This is a genomic window from Anaeromusa acidaminophila DSM 3853 (genome assembly GCF_000374545.1).
Taxonomy (GTDB): domain Bacteria; phylum Bacillota; class Negativicutes; order Anaeromusales; family Anaeromusaceae; genus Anaeromusa; species Anaeromusa acidaminophila.
Map to the genome: position 1 here is coordinate 13,998 of NZ_KB894611.1, position 22,728 is coordinate 36,725.

Genomic DNA, 22,728 nt, shown 5'->3' on the forward strand with positions numbered 1-22,728 from the left:
CTCTTTTCTATTTCTGGATATTCTCCAGTAGGTATCGCTTCATACGTTCCGTAAAATCCCATAGCTCATGGAGTACATTATCAGCGAGCTTTGGATCTTCAAAAATGTCCAAACATTGGATTCGGTCTGTTCGACGGGTCATTGCGCTTTGGATGTTGTTCATTACGTCTGGAGAAACGTTCAAATGGCCTTCGTCATAGGCGCTTCCCAGTTTCTCAAATACGTCATAGCAATCGTTAATGCTATCCTGACATATTTCCGAGAACGCGTCTTTCTGCTGCCATTTTTGCGGAGGGGCTAACGGTACCGGAGGCGGTGCTGCAGGCGATGAATTGGTCTGGTTATAGCCCAATCGTTCATTGACATATCGCCATACTTCGCCTCTCGTTTTACCTAATCCATATTCCAGTAGATGAAATTGGTCCCCACATACCCCGCAAGAGTGGCATTTGAAGAAGTTTTTTTCCAAGTTAATATACATGGAAGGATTTTGGTCGCCATTTTGATGATTCTGCGCAGACATAACACAGCGACAACGGACCTCTGTTCCTTTTTGGCCGACAATTTCTAATTGAAGGTCGGCCAGAGCATCACTGATACTGTACAGAGCTTTTAAATCCTTAAATAGTATCATATTATTCCTCCTTAAGCCTAAAAGGCATATTGTAGTTTATAAGCTAATTGTATCGGTAAATTTCTATTGATTCAAAACAGTGGAAAAGCCCGCCAATTTGGCGGGCTTAATCAATCTATTATGGCTTTAGGTGGAGAAGTTCTTCTTGCTTATCGGCTCTGTTTTTTAAAGAAGGGTGTCCATCTGCTTCGTCCATGCTTTGGCTATCTTGTAATAATCTTTGAAATAGCTTTAAGCCTGCTTTTGGATTGAATTTGGCTTTTTTTACTAATCTAAGAGAAAACGCATCGGCCCAATATTCGCGTTCCACCCCATAGCCAGAAGTAATAACGGCGGCGCCGGCAATGTTTTTAAACCGTTCCATTTGGGCTGCCGAAGTGGGTCCAAAAGCTTTGCCTAATTCTTGCTGAATGTACCGATTAGCAGCCCAAAGAAAATCGCCATGTTCCTGATGCCCTATCTCATGGGCGATAACGAAAGCGAGTTCATCTTGATTTTGCACGTAGTTGATTAGGCCTTTTGTAACATAGATCCTACCATTAGGGAAGGAAAAGGCGTTGATATCATTTCGTTTAACCAGCGTTACTGTATAGGGTTGGTTTTTATTGCCTAGGGCCTTAAGCAAGCGTTTAGACGTTTTTTGCAATGCATCAACAGAAGGGCCGATTTCGATGAGTTGCCAATTCATTTCAAACTGACTTGAAAGCAGCTGTCCTTGTTGGAATTCATACGCCTTATCTAAGTTTGGAAGAGGAGCGGCACTAACCGGGGAGAGGTAAAGAAGAAAGAGTAGGGAGAATAGCCACTTCATCATGGTTGTTTTATGAAAGCCTCCACAAATGTGGAGGCTTTCATTCCTTTCTACCAGCGATTCACCATTTCAATTTGGGTTGTATGTCCAGAAGAGTTGTTAGAAGGATCATTAGCCCGGTAATAACGTTCGCTAGAGTGGGATACCTGAATGGATGAGTTTTTACCGACTTTCAAATCGACTTGTGCGCCGATTTTTTGCATTAGCTCGTCGTATTCCGGCATACTCAAGTCTTTTTTGCGAGTGTAGTCATAAGAGACCGTCGCATTAACCTGATCCGTGACTTTGCGGGAATAACTGATTCCTGCAGAAATAACATTCTGATCGGATGTTACTCCTTTATCCAAATGATTAACATGGTCTTTGCCAAAGCTGACTTTGGTTGTCAATCCTTCTAAAAACTTTGGTTCCCAAGCAACGCCTAAAGCAACACCTGAAACATTTCGACTTTCACCATCTACATTATAGCCGGTTGAAGTATCAATTTCTGGCTGATTGACATCATATTTACTGCGGCTGAAGGTGATGAAGGTAACAAGTTCCTGAGGAATGACCGCATAAGCGATTTTCAGATACCCTTCAAAATGCCGGGAGTCAATAGCCGATGGAGCATTTACGACCTGACCGGCAGCGGCGCTCTGATTACGCTTTTTGTACTCGTATTCGACGCCAGGGGTGACAGTAACTCGTTCACTTAGATGATAATCGCGAGAAAGTCCGGTTGCTAGCCTGGTTTCACTGCCATTTACGCCATCATCGCCACGGGTAAAGGTATAACCCAGATTAAGAGCCATATCCTTGGCCAACATATAAGTGCCGTTCACCGTGCCTGTGATCGTTGTCCCAGCGCTTTTATAACCATTCGCACTGGTTTGCGCATTGTTTTGCATTTGAAGACTCAACAACACTTCCGCTTTTTGTTCTTGCTTATCAAAGGCTCTCCAAGCGTAATCACCGCCTAAAACAATTTTTTGGATGTCATGATTGCCGTTTTCATCCTGGGAGTACCGGGAGATCTTAGCACTCAGTTTGGCAACATTTTCTTTCAAAATGGACTCAACAGAAAAATCAAACCCCTTATTGCCAGCTGGGTATGGATAATCCGGTGAACCAGAGTTAGAAGAAGAAGTACCTCCTGTAGTTCCTTTTACAAACGAAGCATAGTTGCTATCTACGTTAACAAAATGGAATGTGCTGCGAACATTTTTACTGAAAGCATGAGAAATATCCATAAAGATAGCACTGATGCTTTGGGAAGGCGCTCCCTCTGTTTCCGAATTACCACGGTTAATCTCACCGGTTAAGGTAGTGGCTGGTCCCAATTTTCCATCGAAACCGAACGTGAAAACTGATTTTTTATTAGAAGGTATCGCAATTTCTTTGCCAGCAGCATACGAAAGAGCGGTAGTGAAATTCTTTATAAGTCGTTCGGTTTTGTACTGCAAACCCATGACATTCTGTGCATTTCCCTGGTTATACTCTGGGTCTACAAATTGACCCGTTTTCCCGCTAAATACAGTGAGTTCATCTTTTGTGTCTTTGTTTTGGTAATTATACTCAATCCCTTTTACATCGCTTAAATCCACATTGTATTTGCCAAAGGATTCATTAAAACGTCCGTAGGTGATGCGATGTTTATTTTGGATTAAGGCCACGAGATTATCAAAGGAATAAGTAGATCCACCTTCACCGACAAACCCATTTGCGTTGTAAGCTCTAAGGCCGGTTGTTATTTGAACTGCTTTGCTGGCATTAAAAGCAAATTTCGCAAGAATCTGATCGGTCATGTAATGAGAGGATTCATATTTTTTCTTGGTAGGGTTCCCATATGCATCCAGATTATTGGTGGTATCATAGATTTCCCTGCCTTCAGAGCCGGTATCTTGGTACTTCAAGATATGCTCGAAAGACATTTGAACAAGTGGCGGTTTTTTCTCTTCGGCTTTGGGTGCTCCTTGCGCGGCTGCCGCGGAGGGAAGTCCCTTTGCGGTATAGGTGGCAGCTTCCTTTTCCGGCACATCGGATAATGCATCGATGGAATCTAATTTCTTGGGAGGCGGAGCTGCCGGCTTCGCTGATTGCGATGCAGCAGGTTGACTGGGACGGTTAAAGGGAAATAGGGAGCTGCCTAAAGAGGGAATGGGTGGTGCACCAAACGCGGCATTACCGCCACTGGTTGGTTGCTGCTGTACCGGAGCTGCAGGAAGCTTGAGCGAATTAACCGCTTCTACTAATTGGGTACTCTGCATGACCATTGAAACGCGGTTTCCTGCGGACGAAGCCACTTGTTTGAGTTGTTTTATTGTATCAGGGTCCATTTGTGCAGACCCTTCATAACCTCGCAGGAGAGAATACGATTCTAAAAGATCAAGTTCGTAGCGCGTAAGGCCATCCGTCATGGAAAGGGTGTTGATAATAGGAGATGATAGCTTCCCTGATATGTTTCGGATCGCATCAACTTCCGCATTTCCAGGAGCCATAGCTCCAATACTGGACGTAGCTGCAGCTTGAGAAACAGAAGAAGTTGCAAAAAACAAGGCTAACCCTAAAGCAACTCCTCGTTTTGATTGACTATTTATGTTGAATTTCAAATATAGATCACCCCCTTGAAAGGCTTCTTATTTTAGTATACGGAGATTTGAACTGTTCCTTCTTAAGAAAGAAAAAATTAAATCTTTTTTCATTCGTCCATGAAATTGAGCTTTTCTCCGTATACTAAAATTAAGCGACCCAATCATTGAGACACAACTGGGGATAGAGCTATATAAAAATTAGCTAATAGAACAAGGAGGTTATTGTATGGGAGCTACACTAAAAGGATTTTCCATTGTAGTATTCGTGCCTGCCATTATGTATTTTGCGATTAGTTGGGTGTTCATGGGAAGAGCCGACGGACTGATGGCATTTTACGTAATTTTATATTCTCTAATGCTTATGGTTTCTATGCGTTATTCCCAGACTCAACCGCTTTTGGGACTGGATATCGGGTGGAAATATATTCGGACGGAACCATGGTTATTGCTGGGCGGTCTTGTATTATGGGTTCTCATGCTGCCCTGGGTATTGTTTGTAAAAGAGATGATGGATATTGCCGAAGCAACCGTCCTTTTTTCACCTGTTCCCGTTGTCCTTGAAAAATATGGGCTGTTCGGTGCAGTTATGACGTTTGGGTTGGCACCCATTGCAGAAGAGTATTTTTTTAGACATTTTCTGTATGGTAATCTTGCAAATCGAATGGCGCCCTTTGCAGCAGCTTTAATCTCCAGTGTTGTATATGGACTTTCTCATACACATCTTTTGTTAATTGGCTCTATGTTTGTCGTTGGAATGGTCCAGTGTTTCTTTTACGAGCGAGTACGGGCTTTATCACTTGTGATTTTCACCAATATTGTTTTGCAAATCTTACTGAGCTTCATGACAAAAATTTGAGGAGGCTACTCTGATGAAATTTGGTAAACCAACTATGAATTTTAAACCTCCCAAGCTTTCGTTGAATCTTTCTGGGGGAGAAAACATTTTATCCATTTCCATTCGAAAAGAAGAAACCTTGGTAGTTGCAGGAAAACTGAAAAAAAATATGTTTGTTCCTAAACGAATGTTGCGTTTTGATACCATCGCATACGCGATCGCAGAACAAAACCCGGAAGAGCTTGCAGCATTTTTCCTGCGAGTTTTCCAAGAGATTGGCTCCAGTAACTATCAGGTAAATATTTCATTACCTGCTTCCTTAACGCCGCTTGATTGTTTTGAAAGCAGCATTAAAAACCCCGATGACCGGCAAAATGAAATTCTGTCAAATTACATGAGGCAGTTAGAGTATGATGACGAAAATGCACTGGTGGTTAATGAGATCATGGCCATCCCTATTGATGAATCCGGCACCAGGGCGTTCATATCTTCCTCTTGTACGGAACGAGCGATTGTAGAATTGCTTATTGCCGGGGCAGATATTGCCAATATGGACATTCGAAGCATTGAACCAGAAGCGGTAGGACTTTTCCGGTATTTAGGTCTTGAATATGGAAGCACCTGTGTTGCCGATGTAGAGGAAGACTGTTTGGTTCTGACTACGTTCGTTCCAGACAAAGGAATCTTTTCTTTGCAAAAGCCATCTTTGGGATATATGGAAATACTAGATGGAGTAGATGGAGCCTATCGTTTTTACCGCCATTTGAGTATTCGCGACGAATATGAGCTAGATATGACAGAAGATCATGGCGCAAGCGAAACGCCCGTCTTTATTATTGGCACTGCCAGAAAGGAATTAACTGACAAATTCAGAACCGAATGCGGCAGCCATCAAATGCAAAAGCGTATCGGAACAATGCCGCTCTCTTTAATGATAGACTCCTCTGATTTTGATGACGCAGACATCCAGCAATTTGCTGCACCATTGGGGCTTGCATTGAAGTCGATCTATGAAAGGATGGAGCAAAACTATGAACCGGAACGAATCATGGAAGTGGATGCCGACGACGAACTTTATGGAGGCAATGGAGATAGAGCGGAGATATTGCCTGAGAATAATGAACAGAGGACAAAAGTGGCTCAAAGGATGCAGCGTTTTTTTGGTCCTTCTCATTCTGCTTAGCGGGTCTGTAATTGCAATACAGAAGTATTATCCCGGAAATATGACCGGCCAAGCACTAGACGAAGAATATCAGCGAAATGCGCAGCACCTTACCGATACTCAAAAACGGATTGATATTCTTCAAAAAGCGCAATTAGAGCGTCGGCCCATTGTTTTATTGATGGAAGAGGTAATCCTTCGCCGGCCGGACGGTGTATGGTTAACCAAAGTAGAAGTAGGAGAAGGGCAAAAATCAGGTTCGGTAGTAGTAGAAGGTTTTGGCCGAAAGGCTTCTGATTTTCAGGATTTTGTCGAAAAGCTGCAGCAAAGCGACAAGACCATCATCTCTGGAGCGGTTATGGAAAAAATCGGCACCAGTAACGGAAACGTAAAAACATTTCAGCTAAAGGCGTTAACAGCCAAGTAGTTGGGAAAGGACATGTTATGAAGCTTACGGGCTATTGGGACTACCTTAAAAGCGAAGACGAAGAGTTCAAGTTTTACCGAAAAGATTTCGCAAAGAAAGCAGCCATAATCGGTACATTGGTTTGTATTGTTGGCGGGCTCTTGCACTTTTACAATCTTCAACAAGAAGAATTTCGTGCACAAAACGAAAAGCGAAAAAACTTAGCAGCCATAAAAGAACAAGTATCCCAAAAAGAAAATGAATGGAAAACCTTAATGCTAAATATAGGAAGTGCACCCATTCCCAAAACCGAAGTTGCCCAGATTCAAAACAATATTATCCAGCACATGCAACAACTAGGCGTAGATGTGCAGGGAATCACTACGGTTAACACGCCGCCTGCCCCCAAAGTGGCGCCGGCTGGACCTGGGGGAGCACAAGCAGGCAAAGAAGCAGCCGCAGCACCGCCGCCAGGCGTTGAATACGAAGCCGTAGTGGTCGGCAGCTGGGATAATGTTCGAAAGGTACTTATTGATTTACCGAAAAGCAGTTCTTTTATAAATATCAAGCTCCTCCGCATGGAACCACAAGCGCCCACGCAAACTCCTCAAGCTGCAGCCCCTGGCGTAACAAACGCAGCTACACAAAAAATTGAAGGGCCGCCGCAAATAAAAGCAACCTTCCGTTATAAAATTTACACAGAATAGGAGGCCGTAAATAGATGAATTTAAATAAACTGTCCAAAAACAAACAAATCGCAGTCTTCGCTATTTGCATGGTCTCTTCTGCAACTATTTTATACTCCTTTTTTTCCTATACAAATGCGAAAAAGGAAGCAGCTAAAAATGCAGCTACCGTAGAGGTTGTAAATCCAGCAACAGGCAATACGTTACCTAATAACGCTGGTCCAACTATTTCTGCCCAGGAGCTTCGTGCAATTGCTTCTCCTTTTGCGCTTACGCCCAATGGCAGTACTGTAGATTTTCCTGGTGGAGGTGGCGGGTCTGGAACGGCAACGGCAACAGGAGGTGCAGCCCCGTTTGGAGCACCCCCTATTCCGGGAATGCCAGGTTTTCAGAGTGCGGGAACTGGGGCAGCTAATGCGGCGTATGCCAACACCATGCAATTAAGAGCCATTCTGCAAGGCGGCGGCAGGTACGTTGCTGTTGTAGCGATGGGCAACGAAACCATCAATGTAGAAGTTGGCAGCGCTACGCCGAGAGGAAGCGTTGAAAGCATTTCCTCGGAAGGGGCAACTATTGGAGGAACGTATTATGCGTTACAACGGGGTATATCCCAAGAATCCGAAAAATCGGGTTCCAGTGGCGCCAGTAATGGAAGTGGTGCACCGACACCAATTATTCCAATGGGAGGAAAATAATATGCATAAGGCTTTTGGCAAAGTTGTAAGGGTGTTGTTTGTGGCATTGTTTTTATTGTCGGCTTCGCCGCCGGCTTTCGCAGAAGGAAGCGCAGATCCTGTTTTGATTTCGGCCGAATATAAAAATACCCGTCTTACGGATACCTTAGATTCACTTTCGTATCTGTCCGGCAATAAAATCATTGTGGTTGGAAAACTTGATGGTACCGTGGTTGCCCGTTTTGATAATCTGACCTTTGAAACCATTTTAGAAAAGTTGGGTAAGGCCTTCAATTTCAGTTGGACGATTGAAGACGGGATAATTTTAGTAAGTCCCAACGATACGATGGCGACGCAAGTAAAGACGTTTGCGTTGCATCACACCAATCTGAAGTCGGCCAAGGAAAAGCTTGCTACGTTTATTTCGGAATCTAAAATTGCTATTAACAATGAGGAATCTAGTGTAACGGTAGACAGTACGCCGGGTAATCTAAAAAAAGCGCAAGCAATTTTAGAAGAGATGGACGTTCCGGTTAAACAGGTCATGATTCAAGCGCAAATGATTCAAATTGATCGGACTGACGCGGAAAAACTCGGCTTTACCTATAGCTGGAACAGCTATGATTCTACGAAGTCTCCGTGGAAATTCAGCTATACGACTACCTTCGATGCAAACCGAATCTTAACGAATGGTTCTATTATTGCAAGACCTTCCATTACTACCTTCAACGGACTGGAAGCAAAAATCAGCATGTCTGACGATGTGCCAATCCTTAAAACAACGGTAGCAACGGACGGAACGAAAACCACCGATGTTGAGTATAAAAAGGTTGGCGTGGAACTGAATGTCACGCCGCGAGTCAATGACATTAACGGTAAATATATCACCATGAAAATCCATCCTACGGTTAGTGCTATTGTAAAAATGATTGAGCAAAACAACGTAACGGCGCCGCAGGTAGCCATTCGCGAGGCGGAAACAACCGTTCGGGTTCGCTCGGGTGAAACGGTAATTATCGGCGGCCTGATCAAAGATGAAGAGTTGAATAATCTGACCAAAATTCCCCTTTTGGGCGATTTGCCCTTCTTTGGGAAGTTTTTTCAACACAAAGATAACACTAAGACAAAATCGGAAGTGTTTATCTTTGTTACCCCAATCTTGCTGGATGAGTTAAGCAGCGCCGACGTTCCAGAAGAATACGTTAGTAAGGGAGCCTCGTCCGCACGTCTTGTCAATGGAGATAAAGCTCCCTACGAGGCATCTCTTAGAGGAAAGGAAAATACGCAATGAGAAGAGGCACGATTTTTCATAGCTCACGCTTAGAGGATCGTTTTGGGGAATCTTCAAACGTATTATCTTCGAACCTAAAAGATGCAAAAACGGATATGGTTTTGAAAGAAGCCGTAATTCCACCGGATGTTCTCAAAATGATCGATCTTGATACAGTGAAGCAATATAGTATTTTGCCTCTCCATTTCGATCCAACGAGTAAAATTTTGCAGGTCGTCGCAGACAGTGTTGATGTAGCAAAAGTACTACCTCAATTGGAACGAAAAGCCGGCGTGAGTATCGATTTCTTGTTTACCGATAAGATGAATCTCCGGGAGGGGATCAATCACCATTATCAAATCTCCATTGAGCATTGCGCGGTTAATCAGGTTCCTCTGAACTTTGTTTCCACCTCGGTTGAAGAAGAGCCAGAAGAACAAGAGGAAGATACCCAGTCGATGACCGGTCCTAGCGCGGAATTTGTTGATACGCTCTTTCGACACGCGATTGAACGGCGCGCCTCGGATATTCATATGGACCCGTATGCAAATGGGAATATTCGCATACGATTCCGGATTGATGGCGTGTTAATTGATGTGTCCGATCAATTTATTCCTCTAACCAAAAAGAATGCCAAAGCTATTACTAACCGAATCAAAATCCTATCGGAATTAGACATTGGCAAAGCAAAAGAAATTCAAGATGGTTCTTTAAAAATCCAAGTCGATTCCGAAACAGAAAATCATCGAAAGGTTGATTTTCGTTTAAACTTTTTGCCCACTGACATTGGTGCCCAAAAGCCTGTTTTACGCGTATTGGACACCAATAAAACGGCTTTAAATTTAGAAGATCTTGGCTTTTGGCCAGAAGAAATTCAAATGTTGATGCGTCTTAGCCGGCGGTCGCATGGCATGATTTTAATTGCAGGCCCGACCGGCTCAGGCAAAACAACAACTCTTTACTCCTTAATGCACACCTATGATTCGGAAAGCCTTAATATTTGCACCGTCGAAAATCCAGTCGAATATCACGTTGATGGGTTTACTCAAGTTTCGGTAAAGGAAAACATGGATTTTGCAGTTGTGCTGAAAGCCTTCTTAAGACAAGATCCGGATGTAATTCTAGTCGGTGAAACCCGTGACAAAGAAACGGCACGAACCGCCATTGAAGCGGCTCAAACAGGCCATTTGCTGTACACTACGCTGCATACGAATGATGCAGTATCTACGGTTAACCGTATGCTTACGCTAGGCGTTGCACCCTCTATGCTATACAGTGAAATGCTGGCCATTGTGGCACAGCGTCTAGTTCGGAAGATTTGTCCGTATTGTTCTGAAGATTACACCCCAAGTGATGAATTATGGAACTGTCTAAATAGCGAAGAGCAAAACTATTTGAGCCAGGGACATATGAAAAAGGGAAGAGGGTGTCCCAGGTGCTATAATCTCGGCTACTATGATCGAATGGTAGTACCTGAAATATTAACGTTCGATAATCACACCCGAAGCCGGTTTATCCAGAATGCAGATCCGATTGATAACACCTTGTGGCTGCAAAAGCATAAGAAGTTTGTTACGATGTGGGACCGTGGTCTATCACTGGTTAAACAAGGCATTACAACGTTGGATGAAGTGATCCGCGTCTTCTACGATGGGGAAAACAAACTTCGATCCGAAGACTAGCTTCGGGTCCGATTCGGAAGGAGGTCATCTGAAGCATGGAGTTTTCGTATAAAGGTAAAAATCGCCAAAACCAAAGTTTTGATGGTACGATTTCCGCTAAAAGCCGAAAAGAAGCTATTGAATTGCTACGACGCCGTGGCATTTTAAGTCTTCAAGAATTGAAAGAAGAAAGAGACTCGGCTTCATGGCTCGAAAAAGCATTTAACCCGCGGCCAAAAACATGGGATCTGTTTTTGTTTTTTCGGCAATTAGCTGCTTTCCAGGCGACAGGGGAATCCGTTAATAAAGCCATGGATTTGATTAGTAAGCAAACGCGAAACCGGCGATTAAAAGAAGCCATCAATGAAGTCCGGCGGGACGTGGAAGGCGGTATGGACATAGCCGGTGCTATTGAAAAACAAGATGTGTTTCCGATTATATGTGCCCGGCTAATTCGGCCTAATGAGGAAGCGGGCTCATTAGAAGCTGGCTTTCGGGAAGTTGCTTTATATTTAAAGCAGTCTGGTGATACTCAAGAAGTCATAAAAACAGTTATGCTGGAAATTGGTTTTTTGATGGCGCTCATGGCTGGCTGCGTATTCACTCTTATTTTCTTTCTCATTCCGAAGTTTCAAGGGCTTTACGTGGAATTAGGAATTGAGCTGCCATTACCTACTCGCATCGTATTTGGTATTTACGATTTTGTGACCGCTTTTTGGTACTTGGTAATTGCGGGAGTTGCCGGGGCCATTTACTTTCATCGCTGGTACAAGCGGACCTACCCCTTGCGCTATGATGGTATGTTCATTAAAGTACCAGTTTATAAGCTCATTTACCGTAACGTACTCATGTATCGTTTTTGTAAAACGTTTTGGGCGTTACGCAAAGCCGGCGTTAATTATATGGAGTCCTTAACGTATGCCGGGGAAGCGATGGGCAATATTAAAGCGCAGAATATTTTGCAGCAAGCAAGAACGAAGATTCAAGACGGGGCGCCTTTGGCGGTAGCAATTCGTGATAGTGATCCTTCTTCATTTTTCGATTACATTGCCATCAACTTTTTAGCAACCGGTGAAAGTAGCGGCAAGACTGAAGAATTGTTAGCCGATGCTGCCGAATACTATTCAGAAATGACTAAAACGGAGTCGGCGCGATTCCAGACCATGATAAAACCGTTTGTTTTAGTACCTATGGCTGGGATTGTTCTCTTTATTATGCTGGCGACGTATTTGCCAATGATTTCGATCTACTCCGGCATTAAATCTCTGTCCTACTAACTAGAAGGGAGGAAATGAAATGAAACGCAAGGGTGTGTCGCTCCCTGAACTATTGCTGGTTTGTATTGGTATAGCCATAATTGTGGGGATCGCGTCTGTTAGTATTACAAAAGGAAATGATACTAACAAAATAAGCCAAGCGCGAACACAAGTCAGTGCTATTGCCAATGCGGTTACCTCTTATAAGTATGACATGGGCGTATACCCTCCCAATCTCGAAGCATTGACAACGGCATCGGGAATTTATGGACCCTGGTTAAAACCATTACCAACCGCTGATCCATTTGGTACAACGAGTGCGGGGATTGATGGAACCGGTGGTACTTCTCCCTATGCGTATGGACGAACCACTTCAGGATTTGCAATTTGGTCACTGGGGAAGGATAAGACAAACAATAGCGGCGGTAGCGGCAGTGCTATTCCCGCAGCCTTTAGCGGTGATGACGTAGGTGTCTTTGGTCAATAATAGTAAGGAGGAATAAGGTTATGAAAGCATTGTTGCTAAAACGGAGGGATGGTTTTGCCTATACTGAAATGTTCATTGCTATAGTAATAGGGGCTTTTATTGTTGCAGGCCTGATAACTTTTACATAGTCATGAGCGTAAAAGACATGCGCGGCAGCCGGTATAGGTTATTTTAATTAACAAATCTAAGGAGGAATTTCACATGGAAGCAGTTGTGAAACAAGGGAACATGGAGCCATTTTCTCTTCAAAAATTAAGAAGGATGGTTAAGCCGAAAAAGCGCAGAAACGGTTTCAGCCTGGTTGAGTTAGGGATTGCCATGATCGTATTGGCGCTCATTGTAGGGGTAGCATATACCTTCTATGATGGAATTATGGATGGTGCTAAGACAACGAAGGTGAAAGACGAACTCGACGTTTTAGCAAAGGCTTGCATTCAGTATCAAATCAATTCCGTGGCAGGAAACCCGCCGGCCAACTTAGGCTCCTTGATGACGGGATTAACAGCGGCGCAGTCCAATGATGGAGTTGCCAAACCCAAGTTTGTTACTCGAAACGGCTGGACTTCGGACGCCAGCACCTTTAAAGATCCTTGGGGCAATCAATACGTTTATGATGTAGCCAAGCGGACCATTACTTCTACTGCCAACGGAGGGACCGCCATTACGGTCTATTTCTAACAGAAAAAGCCTTGTGCTGTGAGCACAAGGCTTTTTCTGTATGTTGTTCTTACCGGTTAAAAAGTTTGTCGCCAAAGGATAATTTTTTGTTCTTGGTAGTTTGTTCTCCAGGAGCAGGAGCAAAGGATAATTTGAGAGGCGGGCGTTTGGTTTTACCTAGTACGTTTTTAAGCCCGCCTAGATCCTCTAAATTCAAGGAATCCATCGTTTTGTTTTGCTTTTGCTCCAGCATGGCTTGGCCCGATTGTGCTTCTTCATGCAGCTCGTTAATGCGCTCGCGGGGGAGAGGAGCGCCGGCTAAAATGACAGACATACGAATAGAGGTTTCGTTTGTTTCCTCTTCTTCAATATCGGCTTTTGAAGCATACAAGCCGGCAAATACGTTTCCAGAGCCCCCTGGCAAGATGGCTGTTTGTGCAAAATCAATGGCTAATTCCAGGTGGTTCATTTTTTCCGATGGAAGTTTCTTTTTGGTTTCGATGATAATACCGGCTTGCATGGCTTCTTGTGGCTCTACCGGGGCAAATGGATGGTCCTTTAATTCCATCATCATTTGCTTGATAGGATATTCTACACTTTCAAAGCAATCCTCGCTGGGCATGTGAATATTGGCAACCGCCATAAGGCCTCCTACCTCGAACAAACGCTGGTAATCCGCTTCGTCAAAGGTGCGGTAGTGTGATTTATTGTTGGCGCGGATATTGAAGCTGTGAAGAGCGGCCGCAAAGATCTTATTGCACTCGCTGAGGTTGATGTTCTTTTTCTGCGAGAAGCGCTGCAATCGCTCATTGTCAAAGAGAAAAATCGGCAGGGTGTACTCATTGGCAAGCGTAGTAATGCCCTTTAAGCCACCAATAGCGTTAGTTTTGACAATGGCGTCTTCTTGTTTGGCGGGAATCGTGAAAATCAGACCAACGGGAATCTCCAAATGCAATAAAATCTTGGCCAGAATGTTGATAGAGCCAGTTCCGGTACCGCCGCCTAGGCCGCCGCAAACAAATACGCGGTCGCAGCCAGCCATTTTTTCCTTAATGAAGTCGCAAAGCATTTCTCCGTGATAGATGGCTGCTTCTTCGCCAATGGACGGATCTTTGCCGGCGCCGCCTTTAGAAGAGGGAAGAGTAATGGTTTTCCGATTCTGCGGCGCGATGTAATCCAAGGTTGCCATGTCTTTTTCCGTTGTATTGATTGCAATTGCCTCATAATCAAATAACGCAAATTCATTTGCCAGACGTCCACCAAATTGACCACAACCAATAAAACCCAGTTTTAACACATTGACCACTCCTTTTATATATTTGATTGGATATATTGAGAAACCTGCACTCCATCTGGAGTTAACCGAAGAATAATGGGTCTTGCTCTTCCGGGATACTGCGATACTAATCCTTTTGAAATTAGACTAGCCGCAGCTGCGTCCAGTTGGGGACGCGAGATTTTTTTGTTTGCAATTTTTGGCCCTTGTCGAACCAGTTCCGCGACTGACATGCCTGCGGTAGCCAAAGACAGGTGTTCTTCTGTTCGAGAAAAATTTTTTCTTTGCAGATCCAAACAATACAAGATATATTGCTCTGTCAGTGTATGTGGATTTTGATTATCCACCAAAAGCCTTGCCAATATTTCCAAGCAATCTTCGCAAAATAAACACTCACTCACGATGGAGTCCTCCCTTCCTTATTGTCGTTGCGATGTTTGCAGTTCGAGAATTTTTGTGATTTTCCACTGTTGAGAAACGCGTTCGCCTTCCATTACAAATACGTGCGTATATCGTGTAGGCTCCTTCCCAGGCCAACTTTCAACCGTGTTTACTAAAACCTCCGCCGAAATGTAGTTGCTTCGTTGCGATACGATGTTGGTCTGTACGGTTTCAATGGACGTTTTCAACCCATTCGCTCGGGCCTTGGCCACGCGCTCTGCCTGCGCCATTACCAGCGCTCTTGTTTTATCGGTGGTATACCGAATAGAGTCCTCTGGGTCGTATTCAGCGGTGGCCCTTACAAAGCGTTCTACGGTCTTTTTAAACCCATCTGCCGGATCTTCTTGCAATAGCATTCCAATCAGTAAAAATAATAGCAGTAAAGCGACAATGACTTTTAAGATTTGCCGTTCATTTACGGTTTTTAAAAACCGCTGAAATTCGGCAGGAGTCATTTTGAAATTTTTTACCTTGGTTACGATGGAACGAAAATCAACCACGTTTACAACCTCCTATATTTTTCTCCTTATTTTTAGTATACGTAGAAATTGTGAATTTGCGTGAATTTGTGAAAATGGTTTTAGGAAATTCAAAAAATTATTTTCGAAAACAGTTTTTTTCGGGATTAAAATGAAAAGCTTCTTTTGTCCGTATACTAAAAGAAGAAGATAATCTACAAAGGAGGCTTTACCATTGCTCCAAAAAATAGCGATTGTTTTTAGTTTTTGCTTTTTTCTTGTCAGCAGTGCCATGGCAGCAGAGCCATCAGGCATTGATCCGATTCAAGGAGCTACGCAGCTAGCACGTCCTGAAATTTTACGGCAAATTACTTCACAAGTGGAAGCCATCCAAAAAGAGTCTCCGGGGATTGAGTTTAAATTATTTTTGGTGCCAGCTGATGTGAAAGCAGACTTTAAAGAAATTCGAAATAAGGCTTTTTCAAATTATGTAAAAGTAGATCCGTCGCTGCAAACAGTTTTTTTGTTCTACCGCCTTGGAGAGCAAGACTACCAATTTGTTTTGCATCCGGACTTAAAGGACACCGTTTCACCGGTTTATCTTTGCCATATTGCAGATACTTATTTAGTACCGCAATTGAAATCCAAACAGTATGAGGGAGCGTTTCTTAGCACCGTTCCTCGGATCAGTGCATATCTTGGCTTAGTAAACCGTTTGAAACCAAGGCAATCCCAGCAGGATATGGTTTCAGGAAAGGTTCCCCCAGAGCGTGTAGAATATAAAAAACCAATCTTCGAAGAGTTCCCTAGCGGGGACGCAAATACTCCTAAACAAAAGCCTGGCACGAATGGTGCGTTGTATCTGATAGGTTCCCTGGCTTTCTTAGGGGTTATGGGTGCCGGCGCATATTGGTGGTATCGGAAGAAGAAGAAAGAGGAGGATGCGGAACTTGAAGAAGATGACTATGAGGAATAAAATAGGCTGGCTTCTCTCGATGCTTGTGCTGCTGGTCTTTATTAGCGGCTGCGGGCGTAATTACGCGCCAGTATCGATGGAAAAGGATTTGCAAACGCCTGTATCGTTAGACAAGCGTCCCAATTCGATTCCCACACTTCCAGAAAACACCTACCGTATGTATTTAATGCGAGAGCTTATTCCGTTGCAAAAACACGGAATGATACTGCTTCAGGTAAAGGATTCGCTGGAAAGAATCGACCAGCGGCGCCCCGGCGTATCCCATGGGCTGAGTAGTTCACAAATCCAAGAAGATGTTGAAAAAATGAAGGTTGACGCAGAAAAAGTGGCAACAAAGGTCAGAGAATTAACACCGCCTCCGTATGAACAACAGGACCATAACGGGTTGGTTCAATTATTAGATTCCTATGCTGCTATCTTTGAAGAAAACCACTGGGATGCAGCCCAAGCGGCGAAAGCCAAACGGACTATCGATAAGATTATTTCTTTGCAACGAGATAAAACTCCCTAAGAAAAGAGCTGCCTAGGCAGCTCTTTTGATTTTCACTGTCAGCTTGTTATACTAGAGATGTAAACTAAAATTTGAGCCATAGGCTCCAAGGAGGAATTTTCTATGTCAGTTGTAGCGAACACGGTTCTTATGTATTGTTTGGGGTTTGCAATTCTAGCGGTTACCAGTGGTGTAATTGCTAAGGTGTTTTCCGGAAATACCAGTCATACTGTGGTCCAAGAATACCGGGGCCAACGCTACAATTAAAAAAGAAACCCTTTCACTGCATACAGTGAAAGGGTTTTCTTTTATTCAAATCGTTTTGATTCTCGTTCTACCATTGCCGGTACACCAGCGCCAGATAATCTAGCGTTACGCAGTTGGCGTGCTGCGGCAAACACATCAGATGGAGTCGGTTCGGTTACTCCAGATGCAACCAATGCCCCCCAAATATGCGACGTCTGAACTTCGAAAGTTTTAGCCGCATCGACTACGGCCGATGCTAAATCCTCTCGCAGTTCTTGTGAAGCCGTAGGGTAGCACACGCGGGCATCCCGCTCTGCAAAATTAGGAATAGAGAATATTACTAAAACTAACATGCAAAAAGTACATACCGAAATGAGTTTGAACAACACATACTGTCTAATGGCTTGTTGAGCAGTACGCTGTTCGTCTAAACGTGCCTTGATCGAGTTGGTCATATAAAATCCTCCTTGGAGCCATAATGGCTCTTCTTTTTGTTTATAAGAAAAGTATAGCATGGTGTTTTTCTATAAAAAAAAGACCTCCATTGGAGGTCTGGTTTATTGAAAGGGGATCTTACGATCCCTTAAAAATGCATGTAGGCGGGAAGTGCGAATCTCTTGTTTTTCCGCTTTAGATAGTAACTCCCGATCGTTTGTGACAAAGAGGGGATTTAGATGTTTAAGACGTAAGGCTACGGATAATATCAGATCGTCATTGATAACCGTTTCCGCAGAGTCCGCAGCTTCTCCACGAATGGCATTTAACGCAAGATGGTCTTCGGGGTCAGTAAAAGGAGCAATAATAATATTGGGATTGTTTTTTTCAAGAAGACGAGTTGCCTGGTCAATGGCAATGGCCATAGGCGAATTGTCTTCACAGTAATATCTTTTTTTCCCCAGTTCAATAATCACGGTTTCCGGGATAACGCAGATATCCGTTGTTTTAACATATTGAAGAATATCCGGGAAGTTAATAATCACGTTGGTATCTAAAATAAAAATATTACTAAATTGGCGTGACATGATAATCAAACTCCTTTCTATCCTTATTTTACTTGATTTTGTGCGGATTTGTGAAAAGAGATGAGCTCTTTTTTTTCTGCGTGAATAATATGATATGCTGAATTTAGAAATTAGGACAAGGAGTGAACACAATGAAAATTTTTAGTTCGGTAAAAGCGTTTCTGTCCATTAACTTGGAGCAACTTATGGATAAGGCCGTTTCCCCAGAGCAAGAGATCAATCAGTTTGTTATGGAAGCAGAAAAAGCAGTAAAAGAATATTCCACGCAGCTAAACTTGGTGCGTTCTGAGGAAAGCCGCTACCGTGACCAGCTTGATAAGCTGGATAGCCATCTTAAAAACTTGGAAGCGGAACTGGAGCTTCTTATTGAAAATGGAAATAAGGACTTGGCCCGGCATAACTTGACGAAACAAGACTCTTTAAGAGAGCAGCAGGTTGAACTGAACCGCCTTGTCGCGGAGAAAGAAGCGAGTGTAAATCGAATGAAAGAAGAGTACAAGGATCTTCGCTCTCGCTTGACGGAAGCTCGAACCAAACAGGCTCAATACATGGCTCGCTTACGCAAAGTAGATGCGGACTCTCGTCTTTTAGATGCACAAGAAAAATTGGCGCTTGATCCAATTAGTGGCGAGTTTGGCAATTGCACTCGAATGGAAGAGAAGCTTGCAAAAAAAGAAGCTTCCAATGAGATGCGCAAAGAATTTGGTAACGAAACGGAAGAATTGGCCTACCGTAAGGGCATCCAAACTCTCAAAACCCAACAAAAAGAAAAATCTATGGACGACCGGCTCGAAGAGCTTTTTGCAAAAAAAGCACAATAAGGCCATAAAAAAGTTGAAAGCTGCTCCTCTTTGGGGCAGCTTTTTATTTTATTTCCGTATACTAAAAATAGAAGCCTTTGAAAGGAGGGCGCCGTAACTAATAGGCGCAGAAGAAAATGAAAAAACGTAATGGTTTTGGGATCGCAGAGATTTTATTGGTGACGATTATCATTGCATCGCTAAGTGTTTTCTTGTTTGTGTCAGGAAGCACGAGCAAAAGTATGGCCGCGGATATCAAGAAAGACCAAATTTTATCAGTAGATCGTGCGCTAACGATGCATTATCAACAGTTTAGCCATAAATATCCAGATTCATTAGAGGATCTGAGAACGAAAGAGTTAATTCCTAAAAAGTTTTCCGTTAATGGACTTACGTATCAAGTAAGAAATGAAAATAAGGAATATCGGCTTTCCGTAGTATTAGAAAACGGGAGTACGTATGTGTCTCCTTATAGCTACTATTAAAAGGGAGGTGGGAATATGGCCATTATGAAAAAACGAAAGGGAATGACTTTATTAGAACTATTGCTTGTAATGATAGTCGTGTCTCTTTTAGTAGGAACGGCGGGATTGTATTTTTCAGGATTTTTTACTGATATGAAGGTTTCAAAAGCGTCTGCTAATGTCCAGGCAATTTGTGATGCGCAAAAGCTTTACTACTCAATAAACAATACAACGGCCGCAGATGCGAATTTAATTTCTGAAGGGTACCTTAATTCAGGAGACTTTTGGAATGGTACCCAACTAATTGATCCGTGGGGAAATGCATTTACCAAAACAATAAGTGGCTCGACAGTCACTCTGGGATTGAGTGCTGCGAGCCAAGCTAAAGCCGGAAAGAATATAACCGGAACCTATCCGTAAGTTAAGAGATTTTTTTACGGGGCGTTTTTTGCAACAGGTAGTCCATAATGTCAGGGATTTGCTTGTTTGTACTCAGCTGCTTTAAAACCTCTTGGTCAACGGTTTGAATGTTGCCAATACGAGACTTATAGGCAGCCAAGTACGTAGTAAGCTTTGCCATTTCTTCTGCTGTTAATTCGGGCCTTGCTTTAACGGCATAATAGAGCCAATTGATGAAGAAGGGCAGGTCTTGTTTGGTTAGAAGAATCGGGTTGGTTCGTGCAAGCGCGGGGTGGGGCTTGACGGTAAGACGGTCTAATTGTTTTTGATGGTAGAGATAAATGGGGTTTTCTTGTTTTGGCCGTTCGCGCATTAGGTTCATATCAGCTAGATACCAACCATCTTCCGCTTTGCATATTTCCTCAAAAAAAACGTCAATATCTTTTATTTGTGGAAATACCTCAAAAGCAGAACACCATTCTTTTGCGGCAACGCCTAAAATCAACTTTTTTTCATCGGTTTTACATTTTACTGTGGATGGTGATTCGGATGGACGCAAAATAACGGCGCGGGATGTTTCCGTGTTCTGAGGACTCGGCTTGGAAGATTGTTCCGGCGGTTTTTCAGGGGGTTCAAACTCGATGGACGTTTTTCCATCGCAGAAGCCAGTTGCAATGTTTGATAGGGTGAACAGTGCAATGGACAATAATAGCTTCTTGTTCATGGCGTATCAGCCTCCTTTATTTTAGTATACGGTCGAAAGGAGAAAATGTATGAATAACTTTCAATGGATGCAAAAATTGAGAAGTATTATTTCCGTAAAAAAGAAACGGGCTGGTTTTATGCTGGCCGACGTAATTATTACCGGAACCCTTCTTGCCGGCTTGGCGGTGGGCTTTGCTGGTTTATTTAGTTCCTCATTCGTATCCTTGGGGAACATGAGGACCGGCTTACAAACGCAGGCCATTGCCCAAGCCAAATCAAGCCAAATTATCGCTCAGGGATATTCATCAATGGCAGATGAGCCACGGGCAGCCGTGACAGGAACAAATTTCGAAAGAGAAGTAGTATTAGGTACTCCCGTTGACCTCGGAAGTGGTGCTTTTCAAAGAACTGCCACAATAAATGTTTACAAACCAAGCGAATCTACCCCCCGGATGTCTTTGGACGTACCCCTATCTTCCCAAGGAAGTGTTACCAGTATTCCATCGGGAACGATATGTTTATGGTCTGGTAGTAATACGTCAATTCCTTTTGGATGGGCTTTATGTGATGGAACGAATGGCACACCAAACTTAAAAGACAGATTTGTCATTGGTTCGGGAAATAAGTACGCACCACAAGTATCTGGTGGAACGGAACAAGTTACTCTCCAAGCATCTAATTTACCAAGTTCAGCCTTATCATCACTTGCGAACTTTTGGGTGCTATCGGGATTTTTCGACACCGCGGCTAACACTAGTTTTGGGAATACTTATCAATATGACAAGTTATGTAGATCGGAAGCAACCACTGTTAATTCTCAGTCATTGTTTTTTACCCGTTCATTATCGTATGCGTTGATTTCATCTGGGTGGTCTAATATCCCAATTGATATTCGTCCTCCATATTATGCATTGGCTTACATTATGAAATTATAAACGGAATCTTCCCAAGGAAGTAGTGCGGGAGGTGTTCCAATTGGAACGGTCATCATTTGGCCTGTTGCTATAAATCCAATGGAAGGGGTTTGGCTTGAATGCAATGGACAATCAACCGCAGGATACCCATCGCTTGCTACCATAGTTGGTAGTAATGTTCCAAACTATCAAGGTCTTTTTCTTCGAGGCTATGGTTCACAACTCTTTACTGATATTTATGGAACGGTAAATCATTCTTCTTTGAGTATGGGTGTTATACAAGGTGACTCTTCGAGAAATGCAGAGGGATCTTTCTTGGGTGACGACTCAGTGACTGGATATTCTGGTTATACTCCAATTGGGGCACCATCTCCGACAGGTGTTTTTAGCACGGGAGCTGCCTATAATTTTGATTTGCAAAATAATGGATCTGGAAATGGGCATATCATTAAATTCTCATTAAAAAACGTTATGCCAACCGATAATGAAAATAGACCTTTAAATACAGCAGTTAAATTTTTAATTAGAGCAAAATAACAGTATTGTGCCAAAGTAATCTTCCCAAGGAAGTGGTACTCTGCCATCCGGTAGCATTATTCCTTGGTACGGCGATCTAGCGTCTATTCCGACTGGCTTCGCTTACTGCGACGGCAGCAATGGTACACCGGATCTAAAGGGGCGGACAGTTATTGGTACTGGCGCATGGAGTGATGCGTACGGTAGCGTAGTGTACACACTTGGGGACGCAGCTGGTGAACGCATGCACAAGCTGATAACCAATGAACTACCCGCTCATTCTCATACAACATCCGGTATATATAGCCAAGATTTTGGGAATGGCGTTGGTCATGCCTATACTGGCATAGGTGGGTTATTATCCAATATCGTTACGACTAAAAATACAGGCGGCGACCAGCCCCATAATACTCTTCCTCCTTATATGGCCGTTCATTGGATTATCAAGCTATAACCTTCCCAAGGAAGTGCTGCTATTCCCGTAGGTACGGTAATCTGGTATGCGGCTCCTGCGCCGCCGGATGGTTTCCTAGAGTGCAATGGACAACCAACGGCGGCCTATCCGTCATTGGCCGCTATTGTCGGCGCTACGGTACCGGATCTACGTGGTGAATTTATTCGAGGTTGGTCACATGACAAAGTAGGTACGCCAGATGCCGGAAGAATGTTTGGTAGTTGGCAAGACTTTCAAATTCAAAAGCATGATCATAAAATTGAAGCAGGATCTCATGGTGCTGGTGGAGGTGATGCAAATTTTGTATATTTGCCCCCCGATCATAGCGGCGGTTGGAATCCTAACCCTCAATCTGGAATTGAAATATTTACTTGGTACACAGGAGGAAATGAAACACGGCCACATAATATTGCGTTGCTTCCTTGTATCAAATATTGACTGGAAACTTCCCAAGG

The 22,728-nt window shown here is 43.3% G+C and carries 28 protein-coding genes; 19 read left to right on the plus strand and 9 right to left on the minus strand.

Translation table 11 applies throughout. The annotated features are described in order from the left end of the window. Positions 1 to 7 precede the first annotated feature (7 nt). The 3 genes from C508_RS0115995 to C508_RS0116005 form a co-directional block, all read right to left on the minus strand. Positions 8 to 634 carry a CHC2 zinc finger domain-containing protein gene (locus C508_RS0115995; RefSeq protein ID WP_018704582.1) on the minus strand — a complete coding sequence of 209 codons (627 nt, stop codon included), beginning with the start codon at positions 632 to 634 and terminating at the stop codon, positions 8 to 10. A 118-nt stretch (positions 635 to 752) separates the two neighbouring features. Next, complete coding sequence (locus C508_RS0116000; RefSeq protein ID WP_018704583.1) at positions 753 to 1,448, minus strand: M48 family metallopeptidase; 696 nt, start codon at positions 1,446 to 1,448, stop codon at positions 753 to 755. Positions 1,449 to 1,495: 47 nt separating this feature from the next. After that, entirely contained in the window at positions 1,496 to 4,036 is a 2,541-nt protein-coding gene (locus C508_RS0116005) for a TonB-dependent receptor (protein WP_018704584.1), read from the minus strand. A 208-nt stretch (positions 4,037 to 4,244) separates the two neighbouring features. Here C508_RS0116005 and C508_RS0116010 point away from each other — a divergent pair, with 208 nt between their 5' ends. The 10 genes from C508_RS0116010 (at position 4,245) to C508_RS0116060 (ending at position 13,133) form a co-directional block, all read left to right on the plus strand. Beyond that, positions 4,245 to 4,874 (plus strand): CPBP family intramembrane glutamic endopeptidase, encoded by a 630-nt coding sequence (locus C508_RS0116010; protein ID WP_018704585.1) that lies wholly within the window; start codon positions 4,245 to 4,247, stop codon positions 4,872 to 4,874. Between the two features lie 13 nt (positions 4,875 to 4,887). Continuing rightward, complete coding sequence (locus tag C508_RS20510) at positions 4,888 to 6,036, plus strand: hypothetical protein (RefSeq protein ID WP_018704586.1); 1,149 nt, start codon at positions 4,888 to 4,890, stop codon at positions 6,034 to 6,036. Further along, a complete protein-coding gene (locus C508_RS0116020; protein ID WP_018704587.1) occupies positions 6,014 to 6,442 on the plus strand; it encodes a PilN domain-containing protein in 429 nt (142 codons plus the stop codon). The genes C508_RS20510 and C508_RS0116020 overlap by 23 nt, the downstream gene beginning before the upstream one ends. Positions 6,443 to 6,459: 17 nt before the next feature. Beyond that, on the plus strand, positions 6,460 to 7,128 hold the full coding sequence (locus C508_RS0116025; protein WP_018704588.1) for a hypothetical protein: 669 nt from the start codon (positions 6,460 to 6,462) through the stop codon (positions 7,126 to 7,128). Positions 7,129 to 7,142: 14 nt separating this feature from the next. Further along, on the plus strand, positions 7,143 to 7,802 hold the full coding sequence (locus C508_RS0116030; protein ID WP_018704589.1) for a hypothetical protein: 660 nt from the start codon (positions 7,143 to 7,145) through the stop codon (positions 7,800 to 7,802). A 1-nt stretch (position 7,803) separates the two neighbouring features. Further along, positions 7,804 to 9,072, plus strand: coding sequence for a type II secretion system protein GspD (locus tag C508_RS0116035; RefSeq protein WP_018704590.1), 1,269 nt, complete (start codon positions 7,804 to 7,806; stop codon positions 9,070 to 9,072). Then, complete coding sequence (locus tag C508_RS18965) at positions 9,069 to 10,733, plus strand: GspE/PulE family protein (protein ID WP_018704591.1); 1,665 nt, start codon at positions 9,069 to 9,071, stop codon at positions 10,731 to 10,733. The genes C508_RS0116035 and C508_RS18965 overlap by 4 nt, the downstream gene beginning before the upstream one ends. Before the next feature lie 35 nt (positions 10,734 to 10,768). Further along, positions 10,769 to 11,989, plus strand: a complete 1,221-nt coding sequence (locus tag C508_RS0116045) for a type II secretion system F family protein (RefSeq protein WP_018704592.1) — start codon at positions 10,769 to 10,771, stop codon at positions 11,987 to 11,989. A gap of 19 nt (positions 11,990 to 12,008) precedes the next feature. Continuing rightward, on the plus strand, positions 12,009 to 12,455 hold the full coding sequence (locus C508_RS0116050; RefSeq protein ID WP_018704593.1) for a type II secretion system protein GspG: 447 nt from the start codon (positions 12,009 to 12,011) through the stop codon (positions 12,453 to 12,455). Positions 12,456 to 12,656: 201 nt separating this feature from the next. Continuing rightward, complete coding sequence (locus C508_RS0116060) at positions 12,657 to 13,133, plus strand: type II secretion system protein (RefSeq protein ID WP_018704595.1); 477 nt, start codon at positions 12,657 to 12,659, stop codon at positions 13,131 to 13,133. Positions 13,134 to 13,182: 49 nt separating this feature from the next. On the opposite strand, the gene C508_RS0116065 is transcribed toward C508_RS0116060, so the two are convergent. From C508_RS0116065 to C508_RS0116075, 3 genes are read right to left on the minus strand one after another with little or no spacing between them, the layout of a single operon-like run. Then, positions 13,183 to 14,409: an FtsZ/tubulin family protein gene (locus C508_RS0116065; protein ID WP_018704596.1), complete on the minus strand. Its 1,227-nt coding sequence runs from the start codon at positions 14,407 to 14,409 to the stop codon at positions 13,183 to 13,185. Positions 14,410 to 14,423: 14 nt separating this feature from the next. Next, positions 14,424 to 14,789, minus strand: coding sequence for a hypothetical protein (locus tag C508_RS0116070; RefSeq protein ID WP_018704597.1), 366 nt, complete (start codon positions 14,787 to 14,789; stop codon positions 14,424 to 14,426). Positions 14,790 to 14,807: 18 nt separating this feature from the next. Continuing rightward, positions 14,808 to 15,329 (minus strand): hypothetical protein, encoded by a 522-nt coding sequence (locus C508_RS0116075; protein ID WP_018704598.1) that lies wholly within the window; start codon positions 15,327 to 15,329, stop codon positions 14,808 to 14,810. Between the two features lie 193 nt (positions 15,330 to 15,522). On the opposite strand from C508_RS0116075, the gene C508_RS0116080 reads away from it, so the two are divergent. The 3 genes from C508_RS0116080 to C508_RS20425 all read left to right on the plus strand — a co-directional run bounded on the left by C508_RS0116080 (position 15,523) and on the right by C508_RS20425 (position 17,020). Beyond that, positions 15,523 to 16,263 carry a hypothetical protein gene (locus C508_RS0116080; protein WP_018704599.1) on the plus strand — a complete coding sequence of 247 codons (741 nt, stop codon included), beginning with the start codon at positions 15,523 to 15,525 and terminating at the stop codon, positions 16,261 to 16,263. Further along, a complete protein-coding gene (locus C508_RS0116085) occupies positions 16,238 to 16,774 on the plus strand; it encodes a hypothetical protein (protein WP_156817658.1) in 537 nt (178 codons plus the stop codon). Before C508_RS0116080 ends, C508_RS0116085 begins: the two co-directional genes overlap by 26 nt. Positions 16,775 to 16,876: 102 nt before the next feature. Continuing rightward, positions 16,877 to 17,020, plus strand: a complete 144-nt coding sequence (locus C508_RS20425; RefSeq protein WP_018704601.1) for a hypothetical protein — start codon at positions 16,877 to 16,879, stop codon at positions 17,018 to 17,020. Between the two features lie 41 nt (positions 17,021 to 17,061). On the opposite strand, the gene C508_RS0116095 is transcribed toward C508_RS20425, so the two are convergent. Both C508_RS0116095 and C508_RS0116100 read right to left on the minus strand, forming a co-directional pair. Beyond that, positions 17,062 to 17,454 (minus strand): hypothetical protein, encoded by a 393-nt coding sequence (locus C508_RS0116095; protein ID WP_018704602.1) that lies wholly within the window; start codon positions 17,452 to 17,454, stop codon positions 17,062 to 17,064. Positions 17,455 to 17,556: 102 nt separating this feature from the next. Further along, entirely contained in the window at positions 17,557 to 18,021 is a 465-nt protein-coding gene (locus tag C508_RS0116100; RefSeq protein WP_018704603.1) for a PIN domain-containing protein, read from the minus strand. Between the two features lie 131 nt (positions 18,022 to 18,152). On the opposite strand from C508_RS0116100, the gene C508_RS0116105 reads away from it, so the two are divergent. The 3 genes from C508_RS0116105 (at position 18,153) to C508_RS0116115 (ending at position 19,705) form a co-directional block, all read left to right on the plus strand. Continuing rightward, on the plus strand, positions 18,153 to 18,842 hold the full coding sequence (locus C508_RS0116105) for a PspA/IM30 family protein (protein WP_018704604.1): 690 nt from the start codon (positions 18,153 to 18,155) through the stop codon (positions 18,840 to 18,842). Between the two features lie 116 nt (positions 18,843 to 18,958). Then, positions 18,959 to 19,306, plus strand: a complete 348-nt coding sequence (locus tag C508_RS0116110) for a type II secretion system protein (protein WP_018704605.1) — start codon at positions 18,959 to 18,961, stop codon at positions 19,304 to 19,306. Positions 19,307 to 19,321: 15 nt separating this feature from the next. Continuing rightward, positions 19,322 to 19,705, plus strand: a complete 384-nt coding sequence (locus C508_RS0116115; protein ID WP_018704606.1) for a type II secretion system protein — start codon at positions 19,322 to 19,324, stop codon at positions 19,703 to 19,705. A gap of 1 nt (position 19,706) precedes the next feature. Here C508_RS0116115 and C508_RS0116120 read toward each other — a convergent pair whose 3' ends face one another. Beyond that, positions 19,707 to 20,408, minus strand: coding sequence for a hypothetical protein (locus C508_RS0116120; protein ID WP_018704607.1), 702 nt, complete (start codon positions 20,406 to 20,408; stop codon positions 19,707 to 19,709). A 49-nt stretch (positions 20,409 to 20,457) separates the two neighbouring features. Here C508_RS0116120 and C508_RS0116125 point away from each other — a divergent pair, with 49 nt between their 5' ends. From C508_RS0116125 to C508_RS19935, 3 genes are all read left to right on the plus strand, one after another. Continuing rightward, positions 20,458 to 21,324 carry a hypothetical protein gene (locus C508_RS0116125; RefSeq protein WP_018704608.1) on the plus strand — a complete coding sequence of 289 codons (867 nt, stop codon included), beginning with the start codon at positions 20,458 to 20,460 and terminating at the stop codon, positions 21,322 to 21,324. A 78-nt stretch (positions 21,325 to 21,402) separates the two neighbouring features. Beyond that, entirely contained in the window at positions 21,403 to 21,840 is a 438-nt protein-coding gene (locus C508_RS19930; RefSeq protein WP_071595802.1) for a phage tail protein, read from the plus strand. A gap of 472 nt (positions 21,841 to 22,312) precedes the next feature. Further along, positions 22,313 to 22,711 carry a phage tail protein gene (locus C508_RS19935; protein WP_281167295.1) on the plus strand — a complete coding sequence of 133 codons (399 nt, stop codon included), beginning with the start codon at positions 22,313 to 22,315 and terminating at the stop codon, positions 22,709 to 22,711. Positions 22,712 to 22,728 lie beyond the last annotated feature (17 nt).

What these genes read in the sequence shown, in the direction of transcription:
- C508_RS0115995 (WP_018704582.1), bottom strand. Translation starts at nt 634, where the DNA reads ATGATACTATTTAAGGATTTAAAAGCTCTGTACAGTATCAGTGATGCT.
- C508_RS0116000 (WP_018704583.1), bottom strand. Translation starts at nt 1,448, where the DNA reads ATGATGAAGTGGCTATTCTCCCTACTCTTTCTTCTTTACCTCTCCCCG.
- C508_RS0116010 (WP_018704585.1), top strand. Translation starts at nt 4,245, where the DNA reads ATGGGAGCTACACTAAAAGGATTTTCCATTGTAGTATTCGTGCCTGCC.
- C508_RS20510 (WP_018704586.1), top strand. Translation starts at nt 4,888, where the DNA reads ATGAAATTTGGTAAACCAACTATGAATTTTAAACCTCCCAAGCTTTCG.
- C508_RS0116025 (WP_018704588.1), top strand. Translation starts at nt 6,460, where the DNA reads ATGAAGCTTACGGGCTATTGGGACTACCTTAAAAGCGAAGACGAAGAG.
- C508_RS0116030 (WP_018704589.1), top strand. Translation starts at nt 7,143, where the DNA reads ATGAATTTAAATAAACTGTCCAAAAACAAACAAATCGCAGTCTTCGCT.
- C508_RS0116035 (WP_018704590.1), top strand. Translation starts at nt 7,804, where the DNA reads ATGCATAAGGCTTTTGGCAAAGTTGTAAGGGTGTTGTTTGTGGCATTG.
- C508_RS18965 (WP_018704591.1), top strand. Translation starts at nt 9,069, where the DNA reads ATGAGAAGAGGCACGATTTTTCATAGCTCACGCTTAGAGGATCGTTTT.
- C508_RS0116045 (WP_018704592.1), top strand. Translation starts at nt 10,769, where the DNA reads ATGGAGTTTTCGTATAAAGGTAAAAATCGCCAAAACCAAAGTTTTGAT.
- C508_RS0116050 (WP_018704593.1), top strand. Translation starts at nt 12,009, where the DNA reads ATGAAACGCAAGGGTGTGTCGCTCCCTGAACTATTGCTGGTTTGTATT.
- C508_RS0116060 (WP_018704595.1), top strand. Translation starts at nt 12,657, where the DNA reads ATGGAAGCAGTTGTGAAACAAGGGAACATGGAGCCATTTTCTCTTCAA.
- C508_RS20425 (WP_018704601.1), top strand. Translation starts at nt 16,877, where the DNA reads ATGTCAGTTGTAGCGAACACGGTTCTTATGTATTGTTTGGGGTTTGCA.
- C508_RS0116095 (WP_018704602.1), bottom strand. Translation starts at nt 17,454, where the DNA reads ATGACCAACTCGATCAAGGCACGTTTAGACGAACAGCGTACTGCTCAA.
- C508_RS0116100 (WP_018704603.1), bottom strand. Translation starts at nt 18,021, where the DNA reads ATGTCACGCCAATTTAGTAATATTTTTATTTTAGATACCAACGTGATT.
- C508_RS0116105 (WP_018704604.1), top strand. Translation starts at nt 18,153, where the DNA reads ATGAAAATTTTTAGTTCGGTAAAAGCGTTTCTGTCCATTAACTTGGAG.
- C508_RS0116110 (WP_018704605.1), top strand. Translation starts at nt 18,959, where the DNA reads ATGAAAAAACGTAATGGTTTTGGGATCGCAGAGATTTTATTGGTGACG.
- C508_RS0116115 (WP_018704606.1), top strand. Translation starts at nt 19,322, where the DNA reads ATGGCCATTATGAAAAAACGAAAGGGAATGACTTTATTAGAACTATTG.
- C508_RS0116120 (WP_018704607.1), bottom strand. Translation starts at nt 20,408, where the DNA reads ATGAACAAGAAGCTATTATTGTCCATTGCACTGTTCACCCTATCAAAC.
- C508_RS0116125 (WP_018704608.1), top strand. Translation starts at nt 20,458, where the DNA reads ATGAATAACTTTCAATGGATGCAAAAATTGAGAAGTATTATTTCCGTA.
- C508_RS19930 (WP_071595802.1), top strand. Translation starts at nt 21,403, where the DNA reads ATGGAAGGGGTTTGGCTTGAATGCAATGGACAATCAACCGCAGGATAC.